Source organism: Runella sp. MFBS21 (genome assembly GCF_029433105.1).
Lineage (GTDB): Bacteria > Bacteroidota > Bacteroidia > Cytophagales > Spirosomataceae > Runella.
The window spans coordinates 452230-474281 of sequence record NZ_JARNTW010000001.1 but is presented as its reverse complement, the minus strand read 5'-3'; the positions used below and the strand labels follow the sequence as shown (position 1 = coordinate 474281).

The following is a 22052-nucleotide window of genomic DNA, read 5'->3' as shown; positions in this document are numbered from 1 at the left end:
AGTTTTTATTCTATCACTAATTTTTTACTTGTTGCTTGTCCTAAGTTGTTTTTCAATCTTAGTACTACTGTGCCTTTCAGCGTGGGTACATCTAAAGGATATACCACGTGAGTGTCTTTCTGAAGTGGCCCTAGTCGAAGTCTATTCACTACCATTCCAGCGGTATTGACTAGCTCAAGCTCATATTCAGCAGACGTATTTACTACAAAATCTAAAGTTACTTTTTGGCCTTGTCTGATCGGGTTGGGGTATATCTTCCAGTCTTCGGTAGGCTCCACGGATGTCAAAACCGACAAGCCATCTCGAATGACCGTGATTTGAGCGGGAGAATCGCACTGCCATCCAAAACGAACCAACAATTGCGCTGAAGTGGTGTTGTAAAAGGCTTGATTGTTTTTAGTGAATAAATTTGCTTGAAAAACAACCGGAATCGTTTGCCCATTGAGTATTACGGCTTTGGGAAAAGAAGTAATGTTTTCAAGCTCCAACGTTATCGCTCTTATAGTCAAGCTTTTATCAAATTTTTGGCGACGCCTGATTTGTACTTGTACGGTATCGGTCACGGTTTTTCCCACAAAGTCAATAAGCTCTATTTGATTATCTTTCAACGAATTAGGATTTTTCCCGTCGTCATGAAACATTGTAAAGGAAGAGTTTCTTACCGATACATCCTGAAAAAATTTGACTGTAAGGCTATCCGAAATATAAGAGTCAGTAGAAGACTTAGCCGAAGATGCCAACGGAATAAAGCTTCCTGCCTTGGCATAAACAGGGATATTTTCGTTGGTCACTTTTTCAAAAAGATTAGCGTCGCCATTGTGCAGTTGATTGGTCCAAAAATTAAACCATTTTCCTTTGGGCAATACTACTTTTCGCACCAACATCCCGTGCAGCAAAATAGGTGCAACGAGCAAATTTTCTCCAAAAAAATACTGATCTGTGATATTTTTGTTGGTGTTTGTCAATTCAAAATAATCCATCGACAGGCATAGTGGCCGCCCTGTGGTACTGTTTTGGTAAGCCAAACTATAGGTATAAGGCAACAACTCATATCGGAGCTTGATATGCCGTCTGACAATATCATAAAAAGGTTGAGAAAGATTATATGGCTCCGTACTTGACCTCAGCCCATGCGCTCGCATGATAGGCGAGAAGGTCCCAAACTGAAACCAACGCATATCCATTTCTTCATCTTTTTCTCTTTTGTCGGGGCCAGTCTCAAAACCGCCGATGTCGGAGTGCATGTAGGCCAATCCCGAAAATCCTGAATGAATCATCATCGGGATTTGCAGCTTCAATCCCGCCCAATATCTCATCACATCTCCACTCCACGGCAAAGCTCCATATCGCTGCGACCCCGCCCAACCAGACCTAATCAAATTAAACACTCTCTGCTCAGGGAAATCACGCCGATAATTTTCATACAGGTTTTGCGCCCATGTAAGCGCATATAGATTATGCACCTGAGGTGCACTTCCGTTGACATGCACAAAATTGGAAGGATGCTCCTCAGGTTCGATTTTATCACACCACCAGCCCGAAACACCTTGGTTAGTAAGTCGCTTATACTGTGTCCACAGCCATTGTTGAGTTTGAGATTTAAACACATCCAATAGCCCGACCGTGCCATTCCACATGTCTACGGTTGCGGTCTGATTGTTGGTATTTTTTGTGAGATAACTCAGCGAATCCGCCAATCGAAAGTTTTTGGATTTGGTGGTGATATAAGGGTCACTTATCAATATAGTCTTTACGCCTTTGGCCGCCCAATCTTTCATCATTTGGGTAGGATTGGGAAAAGCCGCAGAGTTCCAGTCAAAATTACCCATTGTAGTGCCATCTCCATACCAATACAAGTCCAAAATCAGGGCATCAATCGGAAACCCTTGGGCCTGTAACTTGTTGACTACTTCTTTGGCTTCGGCCTCCGTCTTGTAGCCAAACTTTGATTGCAAATACCCTAAAGCCCAGCGTGGCACCAATGGCTGCCTTCCTGTGAGCAAGGTATAATGCGCCAGAATTTCATCGTTGGAATCACCATTGATAAAATAATATGCCCACTTACCTTGGCTTTGTGCTTCCACGTGGATTTGGGTAGAATCCAATGCTCCAATGTACATTCGCATATTGCCGGGCAAATTGCTATCAAGGAGCAATCCATACTGGTGAGAGGATACAATAAACGGCACATTGAAACTTTGGGACAACTGAGTCGTATAGCCATAAATATCTTCAAAATAACTAGGGCGATACGCATTTTTGAACTCCAGTACTTTGCGGTTCAAATCAACTTCCGAAATACGCCCCCCCGAACCATGAAAAACATCGGCAGGGTTGATTTTGAAATCTAAGTATACCGAATCTGGTACGGTTCTAAAGTTATACTGTTGAATTTTAGTACGTCCGTTAGACTTTAAAGATACCGATAGGGGCTTTTTCGTAATTTCAATACTACACTCTGTTGAGCTTATTTCTAACGCGGTAGCACTTTCGACAACAGAATAAGTAAAACTTTCGGGTTTTAAAATCACCGAGGCAGAAGTATCTACCGAATTTTCGTTGGTAGAAAGCCACTGGACTTTGAAAATTGAACTCGAAAATCCCTGAATCAAGATGTCGCCTTTGGTTCCGCTAATGCGCAAATCAGTGGCATTCTTCCGAAAACTCACAAAATCACCTGCATTTTGAGAAAATAGACTATGCGTCAACAACCCAAGCAGAATCATCAACCCTATGCCCCTGTAGTGATACCTCATAGATTTTTTGGTTTCTCTGCTACCCTAAATACTTTCGGTACTGTATTGTTAATCAAACATATGACACTCTTTTGCCCTTGGATGGTAATCGGCAATATCTGCTTTGTTTGACCATCCATTCTCAACCCACTGTCTTTGTCTGAAATAGCCCCGAACACTCCTTTACCTTTGTTTATGAGTATTTTTCCTTTGCTAGCATCCAATCTCGAAAACTGTGGAATAAAATTATGATTGTTGCCTCCGATAATGATGTCTTTGAGGCCATCGCCATTCAAATCTGTACAGTAAGATGCATTGATACACGAAAATTGCGCTTCCACCGGAAGTTCAATGATTGAAAAGTGCCCTTTTCCATCATTGATCGCTACAGAAGATTTTTGATAATTGACTTCTTTGACAAGGCTTTTGGCTAAAACATCTTCTTTAAAAAAGTCCTTGAGCGTACGTGTAGCATACTCCGCGTGTTTGAGGCTTTCTTTTTTGAGAATGGGAAATTGCTCCATCATTTCACGTTTCAAAAACACCGGTGAATCTTTGCCATCCACTGTTTTGGTCATGATTTTGTCTATCAGTCCGTTGTTGTCAAAATCACTCACCCATAGCTTGATAGGCTTATCAGCACTGGCTTGAAGCATAAAATTATCACCCATATTCCCCAAGACTAAATCCATATCATTGTCATTGTCAATATCTACCGCCTCTACCCTTCCCCAAAAACCACTTAGAGATTCGAGGCCAGTGGTCAGCTTTTGGAACTGTCCATTCTTATAAGTTAAAATCAAAGGCGCCATCCAGTCTCCTACCACTATAAGTTCTTTTTTGTTATCGCCATCGAGGTCTTGCCAAGCAGCATCTCTTACCATTCCTATTTCTTGAATTTCTTTGGGTAAAACACTCTTAAAAGTACCGTCTCCATTGTTTTGGAAAATATAGCTCGGTGGGTTGAGGCCATATTGCTTAGCTACGCTACGACTCCCCACAAAAAGGTCTATATCGCCATCGCCATCGTAATCATGTGGGGCTACGACCGAAGTATTCATGCCATTGAAAGGCAAGGCTTTTTCTTTGTAAGTAAAATTACCTTTGCCATCGTTGAGGTAAAGCCGGTCTTGAAGTCCCCTATCATTGGCCGGAAATTCGTTGCCACCCGTACCCACATACAAATCCAAATCACCATCTTGGTCAGCATCAAAAAACACAGCTTCAGTATCCTCTAAATAGATAAAGTCTTCAAACACCTTTTGCGGAGATTTGACAAATGAGGTGGCCGTTTGGAGATAAAGTTGCCCTGCCTGCTGACTAGCCCCACAAATATAAATATCATCTTTCCCATCCCCGTTTACGTCTCCCACCGCAGCTTTGGGGCCCTCAGTAGAAAGTTTGACAGGGATGTTTTTTTCTTCGTAAAAATCCTCGTAGTCATTCTCTTTATGAGCCTCAAAAGGCCATTTTGTTTCTGCCAAAATGGTCGGTTTTGTTAAATCAAAAGACAAAGTCCTCGTTGATGCGTCTTTGATTGAGAAGTTATGGGTTCTGTCCACTCCCAGTGCAGTCGCTACTGTGACCTTCCCATTAGGCCATTTTATCCATACTGAATCAATTTTTGTAATTGCTCCTAAACCTACCGTAATGGGATATTCGGTACTGGACTGAAACCCCCTTGAAGGCATGATATATCGACTCAAGACTTGCTTGTCGGCAAATATTTTAACTTCTGCTCCAATACTGCGGGGATTTTTTTCGTCTCCCTTCAGAATGAATTTAGCAAAATGACGATTGGGGATTTTTTCTGTATTGTTGCGATACACAAAGGCTTTTTGATTTACATTATTGACAATCAAATCAAGGTCACCGTCATTGTCTAAGTCGGCATAAGCAGCTCCATTTGAAAAGGAAGGAGTATCAAACCCAAACTTTTCGCCAATTTCTTCAAATCTCAAGCCGCCTTTGTTATGAAAAAAGTTGTTGGCAATAGGCCGCGAAGGCATGTTAGTTAAGATAGCTTCAAAGCTTTTCTTTTCGCCCGATAACACCATTTTTTGCGCCACTTCATTCGCAAAAAAATCGATAAAATCTTGGTCAATCACATCATGGTAAATGCCATTACATACATAAATATCGGTTTGGGCGTCGTTGTCAGCGTCAAACATCAATGCCCCCCAACTCCAATCACTCGCCTCTACTCCACTCAAACAGCCGATTTCACTATAAGTACCGTCTTGATTGTTGAGCTGAAGCGCATTTTGCATAAACTGATTGGAAAAGCCTTTTTTCTGCTTCAGTTTAAACACATAATGATTTTCAAAGGAAGTGGTACTTTTGAGACGCACCTCATCCCGTGGAAGCATGTCAGTGGTGAAGATTTCTGAATATCCGTCATTGTTGATATCAGCCATATCAGCACCCATTGAGGCCAGACTTGTGTGGCCGAGTCGTTGTTCGCTTTCTTCGCTAAAAGTCCCGTTGCGTTGATTGATGTAGAGATAATCTTTCTCAAAAAAATCGTTTGAAATATAAATATCAGGATAACCATCATTGTTGACATCCCCCACTGTGACGCCCAATCCAAATCCAATCAAGCTTCCATAAATTCCAGCCTCCTCGCTCACATCTACAAACTTATTATTATCATTTCTTAATAGTTTGTCACCTCCCCCTTTAAGAAAATCTTTGACTGGCCAATCTTTTGCCCGAAGCGTGCGATTGTTGTCATAGTTGAGAGTATTGACCGGGATAAAGCTATTGTTAAGGATATAACAATCCAAATCACCGTCCAAATCATAATCGAAGAAGGCAGCATGGGTTGTATAGCCATCTTCATCAAGGCCGTATTCTGCCGCTTTATTGGTAAAGGTCAGATTCCCATTATTGATAAATAGGGCATTTCCTTGCTTTTTAAATCTTTTGTCAATGCCCGCATTACACACATAAATATCCAGAAGGCCATCGTGATTGATATCGACCATCACCACGCCCGTGTTCCAATGTCCTGAGTTTTCAATACCTGCTTTGGTGGAAATATCTTCAAACTGGAAATTGCCTTTATTCAAGTAGAGTTTATTGGCTCCCATGTTGGAGGTCATGAATACATCGGGCAGGCCATCGTTGTTGATATCACCTACGCCTACGCCTCCTCCATTATAAAAATTGCGATAATTGAAGATGTTAAAATCGGCGGTATTGACGACTTTGTTTTCAAAATCAATTCCCGAATTTTCGACCTTCTCAAAAACAGGTGCTTCTTTTTTTAAAGAACAAGCTTGTAAGCCTATTACCAAACAAAAAAAGTAAACAGCTTTATTTTTAAAACCTTGATTCACAAAGATTATCAATTTAGAATGGTTGATTTTTCAGTTTTCTTTTTCGGTAAAATATACCTGTTGTTTAGACACCCCTTGTAGGATAATCTTAGGCTTTCGAGCTACGACAATGCACTTGACTTGGCTCCACTTTTCAGGGGTATATTGCATGTTGTATTTACCTACTTTTCCGTCGATATACATCACCAGTTTTTCATCTGAAAGGGTTTCTACCCTGATTTCGCCTTCGGTCATGAGGTAGCCCTCTCCTTTCATTTTTTGTTTATCTATCAATCGTCCAATCATCACACTTGCCGCCACCTGATTATCTCTAAAGACTTGTTTTTTGAGTGGCTTGTTTTCATACCATTTGTCTCCTCCAAAAGCCACTACTACATTGCCCTCAAACTGATCAAACATATTGATTCTAAACAAATTATCAAATATATGTATCTCTCCTTTAAAGATACTTGTTTGGGGATAAAAAGGAGTTCCATCAATCAAAACTTCTATTTTAGTTTGGCCATCTTTGAGGGTTTGGTATATCTCATCGGCTCGATGCGAAGAATGACAAGAAAGAAGCGCAGCACTCAAAAAAACGGAAAGCAATAAACTGCGCATAAAGTTTTTCATCATAGGTCTAATACTGTGGAATAAGGTGTAGCGTCTTAAAACAAAAATGCTCGAAGGTTCGAGCATTTTTGTTTTGAATATTACTTAAAAATGCAGCTTAATACCCTGGGTTTTGTTTCAAATTTGGATTCGAAACAAGGGCAATAGAAGGGATCGGGAACAATACCGTATAAGCTTCTTTGTTGTCAGCTCCTGCACCAGTAGTAAATTTACCAAAGCGAATTTCTACTGTACGTTTACCACCTTCCCAATAAAGCTCGCGACCGATTTCGTCAAACAATCCATCGGTAGTTAAAGATGCGATAGTTTTAGCTTTACGAGCTGTTCTCAAAGCATTCACAGTAGCGAGCGCCGCCGCAGTATTACCACCTCTAAGTTCGGCTTCTGCTTTCATCATAATTGCCTCAGCATAGCGCATCAAGATGTACTTGCTAGCATTGGCAGGGTGGTATTTGATAACCCGGATACCTTTGTCGGTAGCAGCACCAGCCAAGGGCACATCGCGTGTAAACGACAATACTTTTTGGGTACGAGTATCGATAAGGTCTTTGCCTTTATCATCGATTTGCTTTCCGATTAAGAATCCAAGACCAATTCCTGAAAACTCAGTACCGTCGCCTTTTGCGGGTTTACCAATCCGTGGATCATCTTTCTCGAATTTGTCGTAGAAGTCAGCTAGGGTAGTAAAACCATTCCAACCTGAAGGGTTTTGATTGTAGTGAAGCGTCATAAACCAGCGGTTTTGTGCTGTTCCTTCCAACGACACCAAGATAGTTTCACCATTGGCTGTAGCCGAAAATGCATTAAAATAGTCGGTATCAAATTTATAACCGTCAGCAGTAATGGCATTTACATAGGTGATTACCTTATCCATATCAGCTTTTTCAAAAGTATAAGGTCCTTCTGGTTTAGCTGATTTATAAACGGCTTTGTTCAAATACAATTTGGCCAACAAGAAATTAGCGGCAGCTTTATTAGCGACACCATTGTTAGGAGAAGGCCCAACTTTAGCTAAATTAGGAAGAGCTTCTTCTAAATCTTTTACGATAAAATCAAAAGCCTCAGAGCGAGTCATGACGCGTGGCAGCTCATCCACCCCTTGACTAAACTCTCTAAGTGGAACTTGTCCATACAAGTCCATAACATTGTACATATTAAATGCACGTAAGAATTGAGCTTCTGCTTTTTGGGCGGGAGTAGCATTTCCAGCCAAAATCTCGGTAGTTTTAAAAACGCGAGAGTTTAGGTTATTCCATGCATCACGTACTTGTTGGTGAGTAGCGTCCCATGTATGTTGGTCTAGCGTACGCCATACTCCATTGTCACCCCAGTCCACACCCCGAGTAGGAGGAATCATTTCGGCAGAAGTGTGCATGCCCAAGGCATACATGTTAGCTTGGTCGGTATAAGCTCCCAAATCTTTATAGGCAGACTCCAACAAGGCTGTAGCATCTCCTGCTACGGGTTTTCCGTCGGTATTAGGACGAACAATCGAATCTTTTTCGGTATTTACTAAGTCGGTACAAGAAGTTATGGTAGCCAGGCTAAATCCTGCTATCAAAATTCCTACTATATATTGATTAGATTTCATAGTTCCAATGTGTGTTTAAGTGTTTCTTAGAAAGAAATATTAGCACCAATCGTCCAAGTTCTTGCTCTTGGATACGCCGTATAGTCAATACCAAACGAAGGAATACCATTGATAGACTTGTTGGTACTTACTTCAGGGTCTTGACCTGTATACTTAGTGAAAGTCATTAGGTTTTGGCCTGTCAAGAATACGCGAAGATTTGAAATCGTTTTGCTTTGAAGTGGGAAACGATAGCTCAAATTCAAGTTTTGCAAACGAACAAAATCGCCTTTTTGTAAGAAACGAGTCGAAACATCAGGAGCATTGAGTGGACCTTCTTTGCTTGATACTACATCTTTGGTTACGTTACGACCATTGGCGAAAGAACCTTTGGTAAAGAAGGCGTTTTCGGTATTAGAGTAAAGATAATTACCAAATACACCATTGAAAAACAAGCTCAAATCAAAATTCTTATAACGGAAATTGTTGGTCAAACCACCAGTAGCAGTAGGTAGTGGGCTTTTGCCATTCAAGAATTGTTGGAAGTCACCATTAGGATAGAGAGAGTTACCATTTTCGTCGTACCCACCAAACTCACGCAAGAAATAAGCAAACAAAGGTTGACCAGCTGCGATACGTTGTGCAAAAGCTCCTGTAAGACCTTGTCCGTTGATTTCACCAGTATCAAATACCCCATTAAGGTTTTTAACTAAGTTTTTGTTGAAACCTGCATTTAATAATACTTCCCAACCAAAATCTTTTTGATCAACTACCGCTCCAGTCAAGGAAATTTCTACTCCACGGTTCTCAATATCGGTATCCAAGTTTTTCCATGTAAATGGAGTAGGTGCAGGCTGTGCCGAAACTACGTAAAACAATAAATCTCTTGTGTTTTTCTGATAAAAGTCGATAGTACCAGAGATACGGTTTTTCAAGATAGCAAAATCCAAACCGATATTGATAGAAGAAGTGGTTTCCCATTTCAAGTTAGGGTTGTTGAAAGCTACGGCATTCAAACCACCCCCTTCGATGTTATCAGCACCTTGGTTGATTCCCCAGCCACTATAGCGGTCACGACGGTCATACAAATTGTGAGGGATTGATTGGTTACCAGTCAAACCATAACCTACACGAAGTGCCAAATCATCAAAAAGAGTTTTTGGTGCAAAGCTTTCGTTCATGATTTTCCACTTAGCTGCAAACGACGGGAAGTACCCATATTTGTTGTTGCCCCCAAATTTGGTTGAGCCATCAGCACGCAATGTAGCAGTCAACAAATACTTATCTTTAATACCTACGTTTACACGTCCAAAATAAGACTGGAGTTCATCAGTTTCTGAGCTTGAGTTATTGATCACATTGCTACCAAACTTACCAGCATTTGCAGAAGCAAGGTTATTGAGCATCAAATTCAAATCTGAAGTACGGAAATTAGCCGCTGAGATATTTTTAGTTGAACGGCTAAAGCTTTGATAAGAATACCCTAACAATCCATTTATGGAAATACCATTTATTTCTTTATCATATGTAAAGTAGTTTTCCCACAATTTGTTGTCAGTTTCAATATCTCCCACATATGCTCTACCAATACCACCGTTACCTTCAATTACCAAATCTCTCGAATAAGCCGCTTTGCGTGAAGAGAAAGACTTGTCAAAACCAACCACAGTTTTAAATTTCAAGTCTTTATAAATTTGTAATTCAGCGTTGATATTACCTAAAGCACGAAGTGAATTGGTGTTATCTTGCGATAAAACAATGAATGCCAATGGGTTGGGTTCAGTTACACCTGGTTGAGTAAATGTACCATCGGTATTGTAAATAGAACGCGTTGGGTTCGCTTTCAAAATATTGCCCAGCAAATCTCCTGTAAAACCGATATTTTCTGATACAGGCACGTTAGCATCTTGGTTGTTAGCAATATTGATATTGCTTGAAATGGTCAATCGATCTTGAATAAATTTCTTAGAACCATTAAATCCAATACTATAACGCTTAATATCAGACTCTTTGATGATACCTTGTTGGTTTAAAAAACCAAGCGTAAAGCGGTAATTTCCACTCGCATCTCCTCCTCCATAAGCTAAGTTGTGCTGATTGGTATAACCTGTTCTGAACAATTCGTTTTGCCAGTCGGTACTACCACCTTGATCTTGCCCCCCTGCGGCACGGAATTCAGCCGCTGAAAGCAAATCGTATCTCTTAGTGATATTGCTCATTCCCAGCGAATACCCATACTCCAATGTTCCTTTACCTTTACCTTTTTTAGTCGTAATCAAGACTACTCCATTGGCACCGCGAGAACCATAGATAGCTGTTGCAGATGCATCCTTAAGGATGTCGATGCTTGCAATTTCATCAGGGTTTAAGAAGTTTAAGGGGTTTTTAGCAGCCTGACGGCCTACTCCTGAAGCACTTGCATCTGATGAGGTATTGTCACCAGCCAAAGGCACTCCGTCAATTACAAACAAGGGGTTGTTGCCACCAAATACAGAAGATGTACCACGAATACGTACGTTGATACCACCACCTGGCTCACCACTCGACTGAGTGATTTGAACCCCTGCTACACGTCCTTGCATCAATTGCTCTGGCGATACTACCACTCCCTTTTGGAAGTCTTTAGTACCAATAGCATTTACGGCTCCCGTTGCATCTTTTTTCTTTACGGTACCATATCCCACTACCACTACTTCTTGAAGCGCTTTGGTATCATCGCTCATCGTTACATTGACGACGGTCTTGTCACCAATCTGAATCTCTTCAGTATTCATACCTACAAAGGAAAAGACTAAAGTAGAATTTGGTGCTGCACTGATTTTGTATTCACCAGTGACCTCAGTTTGTGTTCCTTTGTTTGTCCCTTTTACTTGCACAGTTACCCCCGGAAGGCCTGTGCCATCCGCACCTTTAACAGTACCCGTAATCATTTTTTCTTGAGCTTGAACACCGAAGTGCAATCCCACAACCATCAAAGCAGCAGAAAGAATAGCTGCTATTTGTCGTCCCATTTTTTTAGGACGACTTAGCTGGTAAGCGTTGTTCATCATAGGTAATTTTAAGTGATTAATAAAATAATTACAAATAGACCTCTTCCTTTAATCAAATATTTTAAAAATAGGATTATTTTGACTAAAGAATTACTTCTAGCAGGCAAAGCTACAAAAATATATAAAGACAGTGCAAATAATTTTCAAAGAGTTTATTCAGAAATATTGCCAATTAATCTTAGAATCGTCAGATTATCTGTTTATAATAACCCAAAGCATTTTCTAGTATTTACGGTTTAATTATTTTAAGAGTATCTTTGTTTCAAACCTCAAAAGAAGCTTCTACTTTGTCTAATAGAGCTATTTTTGGAAGATTAAGAATACCAACGGAGTCTATAAACGTTGTCGTTAAAAGACATTTAAGATTCTGATAATGAAATAAATTGTTGTCCAATGTCGTGTCATCGAATGCTACACTCCGCCTCTCATAAATATTATTTGATTATTGCCTTCGTAATGTTGCTCCTTAGTTGTAAACATTTACCTGAAGACACTCTCTTTGAATCATTACCCTCTTCCCAAACAGGAGTGACTTTTGTAAATCAGTTACTGGATAAAAAGGAATTAAATATTTTTAATTACCGAAATTTCTATAATGGGGGGGGGGTAGCTATCTGCGACGTCAACAACGACGGATGGGCGGATATATACGTGACATCCAATTTCGAACAAAATCACCTCTACCTTAACAAAGGCAAAAATGCATCTGAACGCTGGCAATTTGAAGACGTTTCGTCTATAGCAGGGGTAGGTGGAACCAAAGCATGGTCCACAGGCGCCACTTTTGCCGATGTAAATGGCGATGGGCTTATGGATATTTATGTCTGCAACGCCGGAAATGTCAAAGACGATAATCGAGGCAATGAGCTGTTTATCAATCAAGGATTAGATGCCCATGGAATTCCTAAATTTATAGACAAAGCCACTGAATACGGCTTAGCAGACGGTGGGTTTTCGACCCATGCCGCTTTTTTTGACTATGACAGAGACGGAGATTTAGATATGTATCTCCTCAACAATAGCTTCATTCCTGTAGACAAATTACAATATCAAAATTTCCGACAAGACCGCGACCCTATGGGTGGACATAAGCTCTTTAGGAACGAAACCATTCAAGTCAAAAATAATAACGGCAAAGCTGACTCAATGAGCAAACCAAGCTCCAATAAGGCTTCACCCATCTTTACTGATGTATCGGCTGAAGCCGGGATCTATGGAAGTTTGATTGCATTTGGATTAGGGATTACTGTCGGCGATGTCAACGAAGATAATTGGCCTGATATTTATGTTTCTAATGATTTTTATGAGCGCGATTATCTTTATATCAATCAACGCGATGGCACCTTCAAAGAAACCCTTGAAGAAAGTATGCCACATATTAGCCTATCTTCGATGGGAGCTGATATTGCGGATATTAACAATGATGGGTTGCTTGATATTTTCGTCACCGATATGCTGCCAAGTGATGACAAGCGGCTCAAAACGACCTCTGTTTTTGAGGGCTATGAACTCACCCAATTCAAAGAAAAACAAGGCTACTGGCATCAATATATGCGCAATATGCTTCATCTCAACCAAGGTGTCGATGTACCGTTTTCTCCTTCTATCTCCGCGCCGTCTTTTACAGAAGTGGGGCAATTGGCGGGTGTACACGCCACGGACTGGAGCTGGGGAGCTCTTATTTTTGACATGGACAACGACGGCCTCAAAGATTTGTTTATTGCCAACGGCATTGTAAAAAACTTAACTGACCAAGATTACGTAGCCTTTTTGTCAGATAAAAGAAATATCCAAGCGATGATTGAGCAAAAGATGCAGTTTGACTATCATAAGTTTGTTGATATGATTTCTACTACCCCCATTCCTAATTTTGCTTTCCGCAACAAAGGGGATCTTCAATTTGAGAACAAAACAGATTTGTGGGGTTTGAGTGAGCCTAGTTTTTCTAATGGAGCCGCTTATGGGGATTTAGACAATGATGGTGATTTGGATTTGGTAATCAATAACAACAATAGTGAACTAAGTATTTTAAAAAACAATACCATCGAAAAACTCAAGCCCCATTTTTTGAGGGTTAAACTTAAAGGAAGCCCAAAAAACCTTAGTGGTATTGGGGCCAAAGTATACATTTTCCAAAAAGAAAAAACACAATACCTCCAGCAAATGCCCAGTCGTGGGTTTCAGTCTTCGAGTGACCTCACGATGGTGTTTGGATTAGGCAACCAGCCACTGATCGACTCTTTGAAAATAATATGGCCTGATGACCGTACTCAAACTCTAAAAAGTATCAAATCCGACACTGACATAACGCTTAGTTATAGCGACGCCCAAAGTATTTGGAAACCTACTTATCCTAAATCTATTACAACGCCCTTCCGAGACATAACGACAGCTTCGGGGCTTGACTTTGTGCACCAAGAAAACAACTTTGTAGACTATAATCGCGATGGATTGCTCAAACAGATGTATTCTACCCAAGGGCCGGCATTGGCAGTAGGAGATGTCAATGGCGATGGCCTTGATGATACTTACATCGGTGGCGGAGCCGGACAGCCAAGAGGATTGTTTATCCAAACCTCACAAGGTAAGTTTGTCAAGGGTTCGGTCAATACATTTTCAGTGCCCTCTCCAGCTGACGAAACTGCCGCTTTATTTTTTGACGCCGACGGAGACAAAGACCTCGATTTGTACGTAGTGACGGGAGGTAATGAACTTCCTACTGGTCAGGAATCTTTAGCGGATTTACTATATATCAATGATGGCAAAGGCAACTTTACTCTTGCGCAAGGGGCTTTACCGTCTGTTTTTGAAAATGGTTCCTGTGTAGCGGCGGCTGATTTTGACCATGATGGCGACATAGATTTGTTTGTAGGTACCCGAATGATTTCTGGCCAATATGGACTCAACCCTCGTAGCTATTTACTACGAAACGAGGGCAAGAATTTACGTGGTGAACCTTCTTTCAAAGACGTAACTTCAAGCCTTCTTCCCGATAGCCACCTTGGGATGGTGACGGATGCTTATTTTGAAGATTTAGACAAGGATAATTTTCCTGAACTAATTATTGTAGGAGATTGGATGCCTATTAGTATTTTAAAAAATCAGAAAGGTTCTTTTCCAGAATCCATCCGTCAGACACTCCCCATGTCGGAAGGATGGTGGAATAGACTCCATGCCACCGACATAGATCAAGATGGAGACACTGATTTTATTGTGGGCAATCTAGGCAAAAATTCAAAACTACACGCCTCAGAAAACCAACCCGCTGAGCTGTATGTCAATGACTTTGACCGTAATGGAAGTATTGAGCAAATCATTACTTGCTATAATCCTGACGGCAAAACGTACCCTATGGTGCTAAAGTCTGATTTGCAAAAAGTTTTGCCAGATATCAAGAAAAGATTTGTCCGTTTTCAAGATTATGGGGGCAAAACCATTGAGGAAGTTTTTACGAGCGAACAGATGCAAGGTGTTCAGAAAAAAATAGTTTATCAGACTAATAGTGTCTTACTTATCAACAACGGCAAAGGCAACTTTGCGATACAAATATTACCAATGCCCGCACAGTTTTCGCCCATTTTCGGGATTACTACTTTAGATTATGACCACGACCAGCAGCTTGATATTTTACTGGCTGGCAATTTTTTTGATGTTCTTCCCGAACTAGGTCGATACGACGGAAATGAAGGCTTAGTACTTCGTGGGAGGAAAAAAAACAAAGATAATTCGCTCACATTTGAAGTTGTTGGGCCCGCTCAGTCAGGATTTAGGGTCAAAGGTCAAGTACGCCAAATGAGTAAGCTAAAAAGTAGCCACGGAAAACTCCGCCTTATTCTAGCAAAAAACAAGGACAAGGTTCAAGTGTTTGAGAACCGTTAATAATAGACGTCTAATTTAAAGAGGAGTTTTGTGGTTTTTTGGGCAAGGAGGCATTTGAAGTAAAAATCAAAACATGCACCAAAACACCGATAATAATCAATAGGGAAAGCTCAAACGTATTTTCAGTCGCAGAACCTACCACGATTTTTTTCGAGGTCTGATTCAGTTTCTCGCCTTCTAAGAGCTGGATATTTGAGAGTTCATTCAGTTGATTAGAAGTCGCCAAGAAGGACTTGTTCAAGACAGACCTTACCTCTTTGATATGGGTTTCATAATCAACCTGATACAAATGCGTATCCTCCAAACGGCGGTTTTCTTGAAGTGTTTTTTTAAATTTTGAAAAAACAAGGGCTTCTTGTTGGGTCAGCTTGGTTTGTCCAAAATCCTGAATCAATTTCTCAATCGCATTATCATGAAACTTCAGCATACTCTTATACTGAGCAATATCAGCATTAGAGGAGCATTCATTGATAAGAATTTTCTTTTGATAAAGATGAGCCGAAAACTTATAAATATAACTCTCGGCCAGTAAACGGTCTTCATACACTGATGAAAAAGTTTCCCCCAAGGTGGTAATATTGTGCTTATCAATCATATTTTTGATAAACAAAGAAATAAAAACAACGCTCAATAAGAGGGCTATTTTAAATTTTTGTTGGAGGTTGTATGCCCATTTCATTTCTTGAAAAATTAAGTTTTAACGATGAAAAACTAACGCTTATCTTAGCCTACAGTCTCATTACTGAGGCTTTTTTGGAATACTATTGAGATTGACTTGGATTTTTTTAATCAAATATACATAAAATTTTTGCACTGCTGCTTTTCGTCTTAAATAACATCCATTAAAGTTTTGGCTCAAGAGAAGATTCAAGATAGCGAAAACGTTTTATAAAGATTCACCGTATATTTGTAAAAACCATTTTTATAGAAGTGAGCATGAAACAGTGGATACAAGCAGTAATACTGATTGGTTTGGTTGGATTGGTGAGCTGCGAAAAGCAATTTCTTTCAACAGAGAAAAAACACAGTGCCGAAAAAATAGACGCGACAGTAGGCCAATGTGAATCCGAAACGCCCCTCAGTCTGAGCGAAGAAACTAACCTAGAACGCGGATTCTTCAACCCTAAAGATAGTCTTTATTATTCGACATTGGTGTACGGGGTGTTTTATAGAGGCGGAATCACCAATCCTTGCGAATTAGTAAAACGCCCATATGAGTATAAAAACGTCATCTCTCGTAAGTTTCGCATCATATGGGAAGGTCCCAAGGGTACTACCGTTGATCGAAACGCCCCCCGAGCAGCTATTCGATTTACGGACATCAACTACCGCGACGACGTAGACCGAGACCTTCCTTTCGCCGACACTTTACAGCCTTTTCCTTACGAAATTACGGTCAAAGAAGATTCTAGCTACGTAAACATCATCAGCAACCGACAATATAAAGTAGCACTCCGTAAAGGCTACTCATTACAGCTCGACCAAGTCAAATGCTCAGAAGTAAGCTTGTCTAGTACGCAAGCTTTCGACAACACCCGAATCGTCTTAGAAAATGCTTCGTCGGGAAGTTGGTCTTCACGTTATTTCTTTAAAGCATCTGATTTTGCGCCCGATGTACAATATATTGTAGTCCGCGAAAAAGAATGTAGCACTTGCAACGTACCTATACCAACGCTAACTGCCGCTAAAACTACCATTAACAAAGGAGAAGAGGCGCTGTTGTACTTCGAAGGATGTCCCGTAGTTAATGGCTCACAAGGACCTTTAGAATGGTTTGCTCAGTCTCCAGGAGGCGATAAGATATTGCTACAACGTTTTAGTTACTCTGCCCGAAACGAACGTCGGTTTTATCCCGAAACTACTACTACTTATTTTGTGAGGTGTCAAGGCGATTGGCAGTGCAAACCACAAAAAGACGCAAGTATTACGATTGAAGTCAAATAGTCCTCCCCTCAAATAAGAATAAAGGCGCTTACCTAGCAGGTGGCGCCTTTACTTTTTTCAATACATTTATCTCTGATAAGTCCTTCTTTACATAGGTTATCACTAAATTTAGGGATGTAGATTTGTTTCTACATATTACTTTAAAATACTTTGTTAATTTTTTTCTTTTCAAGCACCTATATTTTAAAATATTTTTTGAATATCAAGTTTTTTATATCATTTTTACAAGTAGAATATGTCTATTTGCACTATTTCGCTCTTATCGAACCTTTCTTAACTTCATGAAACCACTTAACCGCCGTCAATTTCTTCAAACATCATCATTGGTAAGTATGGGATTTCTGGTCAAATCTCCAGCTTTTGCTAGCGATTTTCCACAAGTGCGGGTTCCCTCCTCCCAACGTAAGTTTAATAGCCCAGCAATAGAAGCTACTATCGAACGTATGAAGGGCAGTATAAAGGATACGGAAATGGCGTGGTTGTTTGAAAACTGTTTTCCCAATACCCTCGATACTACAGTTCATTTCAAACTCAAGGAAGGTCGCCCCGATACTTTTGTGATTACGGGAGATATTCATGCGATGTGGCTTCGCGATAGCACCGCGCAAGTATGGCCGTATTTACCTCTCATTACTAAAGATGAAAAGCTAAAGCAGTTGATTGCGGGGGTTGTCAATCGCCAAACTGAATGTATATTGATTGACCCTTATGCCAATGCTTTCAACGATGGCCCAGGCCACAGCGAATGGCTCAAAGACCATACCGATATGAAGCCTGAACTACATGAACGTAAGTGGGAGCTTGATTCACTTTGCTATACGGTTCGATTGGCATATCATTATTGGAAAACTGCCCAAGATACAAGCGTTTTTGATGATAAGTGGCTGAAAGCTGCACAGCTTATCATCGAAACCTGCCGCGAACAACAGCGTTTTAAAAACCGTGGGAAATATCGTTTTGGTCGCACGACGTCTTGGTCTACTGACACTGTACCCGGCAATGGTTATGGCAACAATACTAAACCCAATGGACTGATTCACAGTATCTTCAGACCATCAGATGACGCCACTCAGTACCCCTTTTTGATTCCTTCTAATTTGTTTGCCGTGGTATCATTTCGCCAAATGGCCGAAATCGCGGACAAAGTTTATAAAAACATAACATTTGCCAACGAATGTCGTGCTTTTGCTACTGAGGTTGAGCAAGCCATTAAGAAACATGCCATCATCAATCATGCACAGTTTGGCCCTATCTACGCCATGGAAGTGGATGGATTCGGGAATTGTCTTTTTCAAGATGATGCCAATGTCCCCAATTTATTGAGCTTACCTTACCTTGGGGCGGTCAATCTTAATGATAAAATCTACCAGAATACCCGCAAATTCATTCTGAGCGACTCTAACCCTTATTTTTTCAAAGGAAAAGCTGCCGAGGGCATTGGCAGTCCACACACGCTTGTGAATCAGATTTGGCCGATGAGTATCATCATGCGAGCGATGACATCAACCAACGATACTGAGATTTTGGCGCAGTTGCGTTTCCTTAAAAATACCCATGCTGGAACGGGTTTCATGCACGAATCTTTCGATAAAGACAATGCAAGTCAGTTTACCCGTAAATGGTTTGCTTGGGCCAATACCTTGTTTGGCGAACTTTTGCTCAAAATCGAACGCGAAAGACCTCACATTTTAAAACAACAATTGTAAGAAAGAGCTTCCAAGACTTATCCAACTAATATTTGGCAATATCTTTTGCTGATTTAGAAAATGAACTTGCAAGAAACCACTTTTCGAAAAGCCACCCCTGACGACATCGACGCCCTGATACGTCTACGTACAGCCTTCCTAAAAGAAATACAGCCTTTAGAAACTCGCCAAATCGATGACGAAACGCTGCACACTTCTCTAAAAAATTACTTTAAGGAAAACATAGCCAACGACACCTTTGTGGCTTGGCTAGCCGAAGTTGATGGCCAGATTATAGCAACGAGTGGCCTTTGTTTTTTTCAGATCGTGCCAGGTTATACTCTCCAAGATGGAAAAATTGCCTATATCCTTAATATTTATACACTTCCCGAGTGGCGTGGAAGAGGCATAGGTAAACGAATATTTGAGTACATCCTTGAAGAGACAAAACAACGCGGCTACCAACGAATCTCGCTACATGCAACTTCTGATGGCCAACCCATTTATGAAAAATTTGGTTTTCGGCTCACAACCGACGAAATGGAACTGAGATTATAAAGGATTTTCTTAGAAGCCACCAATGACACCTAATTAGCATCACAATCAACCTAAATAATGAGAAAGTACGCCTACACTTTATTGACCATTCTTCTAAGTTATTCTCTTTTTGCTCAACAACATTCTGAGCAAAACCACGATAAGTATATAGTCCCGTCTGACCCCCAAGTAAAGACTAAGCTGAATCAATGGCAAAATGTAAAATTTGGGCTGTTGATGCACTGGGGTGTTTATAGTCAGTGGGGAATTGTAGAAAGCTGGAGCCTCTGCCCCGAAGACGAAGGCTGGTGCGAGCGCCGTGGCCCTTACAAAGACAATTGGTACGAATACAAAAAAGCCTACGAAAATCTCAAAAACACCTTTAATCCCACCCAATTTGCCCCCGAAAAATGGGCAAGTGCCGCCAAAAATGCGGGTATGAAATATGTGGTTTTTACTACGAAACACCACGACGGCTTCTGTATGTTTGATTCAAAATATACCGATTATAAAATCACCAAATCTCCCTTCGGAAGCAACGCTCGCAGCAATGTCGCCAAAGAAGTATTTGGAGCTTTTCGCAAAGAAGGCTTTATGATTGGGGCGTATTTCTCCAAACCCGACTGGAATACCAACGATTATTGGTGGTCTTATTTTCCCCCAAAAGACCGCAATCCTTCATACCATCCAAAGAAATATCCTCAAAAATGGGAAAGTTTCAAAAACTTCACCTACAACCAAATTGAGGAACTCATGAGCGACTATGGCAAGATGGACATCTTGTGGCTAGACGGCGGCTGGGTGCGTCCTTTTAGCTCAATAGATACGACTATTTCTTGGCAAAAATCAATTCCTTTTGACCAAGACATTGACATGGGTCGCATTGCTAAAATGGCCCGTGGACATCAGCCGGGGCTTTTGGTAGTAGACAGAACCGTGAGTGGAGAGTTTGAAAACTATGTAACACCCGAGCATCAAATTCCAGACCACTACATGCCTATTCCGTGGGAAACCTGCATGACAATGGGCGACTCATGGAGTTATATTCCAAAAGAAAACTACAAGTCAGCCCGAAAATTAATCCATATCTTGGCCGATATAGTATCGAAAAACGGAAATTTATTACTCAACATCGCTCCAAGTCCCGAAGGAGATTTTCACCCAGAAGCCTATCAACGCCTGGAAGAAATCGGGAAATGGATGCAAATCAACAACGAAGCGATTTATGAAACCCGTGGCGACAATCAGCTAGGAAAACAAGGCAAAATGGTATTTACTCACAAAGATGACAATACGACCTACGCTTTTTATTGTGCCGACGAAAACGAGACGATTCCTTCTCATCTTGAAATCGCTAATTTGAACTTGAGTAAGACTGCCAAAATTTCGTTGTTAGGCCAAAAGGAAACCCTTAAATGGTCTATCAAAAATGGCAAAGTGGTAGTAGAAATCCCCGAAAAATTGGCAAAAAAGATACCTAATAGCTACGCGTGGGTCTTCAAAATCACGAAATAAAAAAGCCTCAACAATACTAACAACTCAACTTTCTAAACCATTTTCTAAAATGCAATCGAGAAGAAATTTCATTCGCTGGTCAGCTTTAAGTTTGCCATTGCTTTCAATCGGCAAAGCTTTTTCTAAAAAGACCGTAGCAGTCACCAAGCCCATCGTGGTCTCTACTTGGGACAGTGGCTTGCCTGTGAATGCCGTAGCATGGAAAGTCTTAAAACAACCCAACGGATATGCTCTCGATGCTGTAGAAGCCGGAGCAAGGTCGATTGAAGATACTATCAATTGCTGTGTGGGACTTGGCGGAAATCCCGACCGCGATGGCAAAGTCACTTTAGATGCTAGTATCATGGACGATAAGTTCAATTGCGGTTCAGTGATGGCCTTGGAGTTCATCAAACATCCTATTTCGGTGGCTCGCAAGGTAATGGAAAATACTCCTCACGTACAATTAGTAGGCGAAGGGGCACTTCAGTTTGCGCTGGCAAGTGGTTTCCAAAAAGAGTCAGGAAAGCTTTCGACCGATGCGGAAAAAACCTATAAAAATTGGCTTAAAAAATCAGAATATAAGCCTGTTATCAATATTGAACAACAACAGTCAAAAGGCCAAAAAACCAAAGGAGGGCCTTTTGCTCCCAACTTTTTTGACGACGGTACTCCCAATCACGATACCATGGGAACCATTGCAATGGACGCAGCGGGCAATCTCTCGGGAGCCTGTACTACAAGCGGTATGGGATTCAAAATGCGAGGCCGTGTAGGAGATTCTCCTATCATCGGTGCGGGACTCTATGTAGACAATGAAGTAGGGGCTGCTACTGGCTCAGGACAAGGCGAAGAAGTACTTCGAGTAGCGGGGGCATTTTTGATTGTAGAAATGATGCGCATGGGCAAAAGCCCCGAAGAGGCTTGTAAAATCGCTGTTGAGCGTATTATCAAAATCAATCCTGCCAAAGCCAAAGATTTTCAGGTAGGGTTTATTGCCATCAACAAACAAGGTGAATATGGAGCCTACTCCATCCACCACGGTTTCAACTATTCGGTCACTTCAACGGATGACGGTGGTAAAGTATTTATGGCAAAAAGCTATTTCCCAAAAGGATAATTTTCAACGCTAGTGCTGCCTAACAGTTGGTTATAAATCATGCCAAAGTCTTGGAACTGCACTAGCGTTTTTTCTTTAATGTCTC

The 22052-nt window shown here is 40.9% G+C and carries 12 protein-coding genes; 6 read left to right on the top strand and 6 right to left on the bottom strand.

Annotation, left to right across the window (positions count from 1 at the left end):
* Positions 1-5: 5 nt before the first annotated feature.
* From P1X15_RS01875 to P1X15_RS01855, 5 genes are all read right to left on the bottom strand, one after another.
* Complete coding sequence (locus P1X15_RS01875) at positions 6-2756, bottom strand: TIM-barrel domain-containing protein (RefSeq protein ID WP_277336442.1); 2751 nt, start codon at positions 2754-2756, stop codon at positions 6-8.
* Entirely contained in the window at positions 2753-6076 is a 3324-nt protein-coding gene (locus tag P1X15_RS01870; RefSeq protein ID WP_277336441.1) for a VCBS repeat-containing protein, read from the bottom strand. Before P1X15_RS01870 ends, P1X15_RS01875 begins: the two co-directional genes overlap by 4 nt.
* A 30-nt stretch (positions 6077-6106) precedes the next feature.
* A complete protein-coding gene (locus P1X15_RS01865; RefSeq protein ID WP_277336440.1) occupies positions 6107-6676 on the bottom strand; it encodes a hypothetical protein in 570 nt (189 codons plus the stop codon).
* Positions 6677-6785: 109 nt separating this feature from the next.
* Positions 6786-8279: a RagB/SusD family nutrient uptake outer membrane protein gene (locus P1X15_RS01860; RefSeq protein WP_277336439.1), complete on the bottom strand. Its 1494-nt coding sequence runs from the start codon at positions 8277-8279 to the stop codon at positions 6786-6788.
* A gap of 26 nt (positions 8280-8305) precedes the next feature.
* Positions 8306-11308, bottom strand: a complete 3003-nt coding sequence (locus P1X15_RS01855; protein WP_277336438.1) for a SusC/RagA family TonB-linked outer membrane protein — start codon at positions 11306-11308, stop codon at positions 8306-8308.
* Between the two features lie 393 nt (positions 11309-11701).
* Between P1X15_RS01855 and P1X15_RS01850 the strand changes: the two genes are divergently transcribed.
* Positions 11702-15187 carry a VCBS repeat-containing protein gene (locus tag P1X15_RS01850; protein WP_277336437.1) on the top strand — a complete coding sequence of 1162 codons (3486 nt, stop codon included), beginning with the start codon at positions 11702-11704 and terminating at the stop codon, positions 15185-15187.
* 10 nt (positions 15188-15197) lie between these two features.
* Here the strand turns inward: P1X15_RS01850 and P1X15_RS01845 are convergent, their stop codons facing one another.
* On the bottom strand, positions 15198-15866 hold the full coding sequence (locus tag P1X15_RS01845; protein ID WP_277336436.1) for an MCP four helix bundle domain-containing protein: 669 nt from the start codon (positions 15864-15866) through the stop codon (positions 15198-15200).
* 257 nt (positions 15867-16123) lie between these two features.
* Between P1X15_RS01845 and P1X15_RS01840 the strand changes: the two genes are divergently transcribed.
* The 5 genes from P1X15_RS01840 (at position 16124) to P1X15_RS01820 (ending at position 21967) form a co-directional block, all read left to right on the top strand.
* Positions 16124-17131 carry a hypothetical protein gene (locus P1X15_RS01840; RefSeq protein WP_277336435.1) on the top strand — a complete coding sequence of 336 codons (1008 nt, stop codon included), beginning with the start codon at positions 16124-16126 and terminating at the stop codon, positions 17129-17131.
* Between the two features lie 281 nt (positions 17132-17412).
* Positions 17413-18837 (top strand): glycoside hydrolase family 125 protein, encoded by a 1425-nt coding sequence (locus P1X15_RS01835; protein WP_277336434.1) that lies wholly within the window; start codon positions 17413-17415, stop codon positions 18835-18837.
* Positions 18838-18897: 60 nt separating this feature from the next.
* On the top strand, positions 18898-19374 hold the full coding sequence (locus tag P1X15_RS01830) for a GNAT family N-acetyltransferase (protein ID WP_277336433.1): 477 nt from the start codon (positions 18898-18900) through the stop codon (positions 19372-19374).
* A 57-nt stretch (positions 19375-19431) separates the two neighbouring features.
* A complete protein-coding gene (locus P1X15_RS01825) occupies positions 19432-20868 on the top strand; it encodes an alpha-L-fucosidase (RefSeq protein WP_277336432.1) in 1437 nt (478 codons plus the stop codon).
* A gap of 49 nt (positions 20869-20917) precedes the next feature.
* The gene (locus P1X15_RS01820; RefSeq protein ID WP_277336431.1) at positions 20918-21967 is read left to right on the top strand and encodes a N(4)-(beta-N-acetylglucosaminyl)-L-asparaginase; all 1050 of its coding nucleotides are present in this window, start codon (positions 20918-20920) and stop codon (positions 21965-21967) included.
* Positions 21968-22052: the final 85 nt, after the last annotated feature.

Coding starts and splice junctions, on each gene's coding strand:
- P1X15_RS01825 (WP_277336432.1), top strand. CDS start 19,432: ATGAGAAAGTACGCCTACACTTTATTGACCATTCTTCTAAGTTATTCT.
- P1X15_RS01830 (WP_277336433.1), top strand. CDS start 18,898: ATGAACTTGCAAGAAACCACTTTTCGAAAAGCCACCCCTGACGACATC.
- P1X15_RS01875 (WP_277336442.1), bottom strand. CDS start 2,756: ATGAGGTATCACTACAGGGGCATAGGGTTGATGATTCTGCTTGGGTTG.
- P1X15_RS01865 (WP_277336440.1), bottom strand. CDS start 6,676: ATGCGCAGTTTATTGCTTTCCGTTTTTTTGAGTGCTGCGCTTCTTTCT.
- P1X15_RS01860 (WP_277336439.1), bottom strand. CDS start 8,279: ATGAAATCTAATCAATATATAGTAGGAATTTTGATAGCAGGATTTAGC.
- P1X15_RS01840 (WP_277336435.1), top strand. CDS start 16,124: ATGAAACAGTGGATACAAGCAGTAATACTGATTGGTTTGGTTGGATTG.
- P1X15_RS01820 (WP_277336431.1), top strand. CDS start 20,918: ATGCAATCGAGAAGAAATTTCATTCGCTGGTCAGCTTTAAGTTTGCCA.
- P1X15_RS01855 (WP_277336438.1), bottom strand. CDS start 11,308: ATGATGAACAACGCTTACCAGCTAAGTCGTCCTAAAAAAATGGGACGA.
- P1X15_RS01850 (WP_277336437.1), top strand. CDS start 11,702: ATGTCGTGTCATCGAATGCTACACTCCGCCTCTCATAAATATTATTTG.
- P1X15_RS01835 (WP_277336434.1), top strand. CDS start 17,413: ATGAAACCACTTAACCGCCGTCAATTTCTTCAAACATCATCATTGGTA.
- P1X15_RS01845 (WP_277336436.1), bottom strand. CDS start 15,866: ATGAAATGGGCATACAACCTCCAACAAAAATTTAAAATAGCCCTCTTA.